2 protein-coding genes and 1 pseudogene are annotated in these 2,173 nt (G+C 40.2%); 1 reads left to right on the forward strand and 2 read right to left on the reverse strand.

All coding sequences use genetic code 11. From position 1 onward, the window contains the following. Nucleotides 1-200 precede the first annotated feature (200 nt). Nucleotides 201-920, reverse strand: a complete 720-nt coding sequence (locus tag F0231_RS20870; RefSeq protein WP_216612389.1) for a hypothetical protein — start codon at nt 918-920, stop codon at nt 201-203. A gap of 192 nt (nt 921-1,112) precedes the next feature. On the opposite strand from F0231_RS20870, the pseudogene F0231_RS20705 reads away from it, so the two are divergent. Then, nucleotides 1,113-1,499: pseudogene (locus F0231_RS20705) on the forward strand (hypothetical protein); the annotation flags it as partial. A gap of 139 nt (nt 1,500-1,638) precedes the next feature. Here the strand turns inward: F0231_RS20705 and F0231_RS20710 are convergent. Further along, nucleotides 1,639-1,956, reverse strand: coding sequence for a hypothetical protein (locus tag F0231_RS20710; RefSeq protein WP_171761562.1), 318 nt, complete (start codon nt 1,954-1,956; stop codon nt 1,639-1,641). Nucleotides 1,957-2,173: the final 217 nt, after the last annotated feature.

Consider the following 2,173-nt stretch of genomic DNA (forward strand, 5'->3'; position numbering starts at 1 on the left):
CTACTAGGGACGAACGGCTAGAGGGACAAAGAACTAGAGCCTAAGACATTTAAGCCATTGAAATACAAGTAAACATAACGCCGCATTAAGGTGTGAGCAACGCTACCACGAAACCTAACCATACCACCGTAAACACTAAACCCAACGATGGAATGAAAAATGCCAAGCGTTGGGAATCACTCTTAAATGCTTTGTTAGGGTTAAATTTGTACAAACCGCCTTGGAACACTATCCGTTTCTACTACAGCTAACCAATACGATGCCAGTTGCTCTTTTGTAATAAGCTCACTTTGTTGTAATGAGTTTGATAGGTGTATGATGAGGTCTGATAGCACGCAATAGTAAGCAGACAAAGTCTGCGGAGGAACCATCATTCGTGATACAGCATCTGTATCATACACAAGCTTGTTGCCTTGCCCTAACGTGTAACTATCACACAATGCTTTATAAGTCCGATGCGTGAACGCTGATAACTCTTGATAATACTTCGCTCGTTGTTTGCGAGCACTTTCACCGTCAGTTTCTCTCAAATGCTCTCTAGAAACACGATGTGGAATAAATTCACCTTTAAACCACTTTCTTAAATCTTTTTGAGATTGATGTGTCTCAGCACGAAAATAAGTTAGCAAATCTAGATTTTCAACGACATCACGAAATAAGCGCGAAGTAATGCGATGTTTACTTTTATCTAGATTTTCTAAAGCTTCAATAAGCGAATCTGTGGCATCTGTCAGCAACATCCATTCGGCTTTGTTAAAGCTCGTTTCACTTTTCTCGAAACAGATATCCTTATTCATTAGCACCGCAAAAAAACGATCAAGAATAGCTCTCGCTTCGATAGAAAACTGTTTATTAGCATCCCATTCATATGGGTTTCTATATGCTTCTTGAGGATCTCTTCCCCACACAAAACTAGCCATAAACTTCCTCTTTAACCCTAACGCCGCGTTAAGTAGTGAGCAACGCAGACCACCAAACCTAAACCATTGTGCCGTAAACACTAAATTCAAAGCAAACCCAAAATGCCAAGCGTTGGGAATCTGTCTTAAACGCTTTGTTATGTTGTGGGTCTGACGGTACAATCGCAACCCTTACAACAAGGGTGACTTACCATGCTATTTAACAACGATATCGGCGAAATGATTAGCTATTTAGAACAGTTTTGCAAAGAGCCGCATATAAAAGCACTCGATAACATTTCAGATGAGCAAGTTAACCTGCTTATTGATTTCCTAACACTAGCCCACAAATTGAAGTGCGATATTTATGCAACTAGAAACCTAAAGAGTTCACATTTCCTCGGTATTGGCGAGTTCGCTTTGACTCAAGAAAGACCACCTCAAGGAAACCTATTTCTTAAGATAGAAAATGATCTTGTTTACCTTGGATTTGAGCTAGATAAATGCAGTTCTGAGAACCTACTATCACCACTTCGTGTGATTGATGCCCTAGTCTATCTTTCTGATAATTCGGGTGATTCTCTGCTACCCGAAAGCTACAAGTCGTGGAAACAACATAACGCCCTGTTAAGGTGTGAGCAACGCAATACCGAAGCTCCCGCATACCACCTAATACACTAAAGCCAACGCATTGTAATAACGCCACGCGTTGCGAATCACTCTTAAACAGTTTGTTAACTTACTGATTGCAGTCCCATTTTGTCGCTGAGAATGCACCTACTTGTTTACCCGAACTAGATAATATTCGCCCCTGTGCCATTTCAAGCTTCCATGCTCTTACAACATTGCAAAAGCGAGCATTCAGTTCTGGACGAAACTCATCAATCTCTTTTAAACCAGATTCATCATCTAGATTTGTATAAATGTCGTAGTTAAACATTGCATCTGTTCCACTAATTTTCACCATGCTTTTAACTTTCGGTGTGTCACTAGCCGATACAGAAAGAGGTGGCAATGCAATCAATAATGCTGTTAATAACTTCAATTTGGGTTTCATAACGTAGCTCCTAGAGCATCTATTAAAACAGAATGCATGTCTCTAAAATAGTCTGAAATTATACTATTTTAATAGAAAAAATTCGGCTATCTTCCTGTTCCCGATTAGTAAGTTAACGCCGCGTTAAGTAGTGAGCAACGCTACCACAAAACCTAAACCACTGCGCCGTAAACACCAAAACTCGACTTGAACTGAGAATGCCGAGCGTTGCGAATCT

This window comes from Vibrio sp. RE86 (assembly GCF_013114545.1).
Lineage (GTDB): Bacteria > Pseudomonadota > Gammaproteobacteria > Enterobacterales > Vibrionaceae > Vibrio.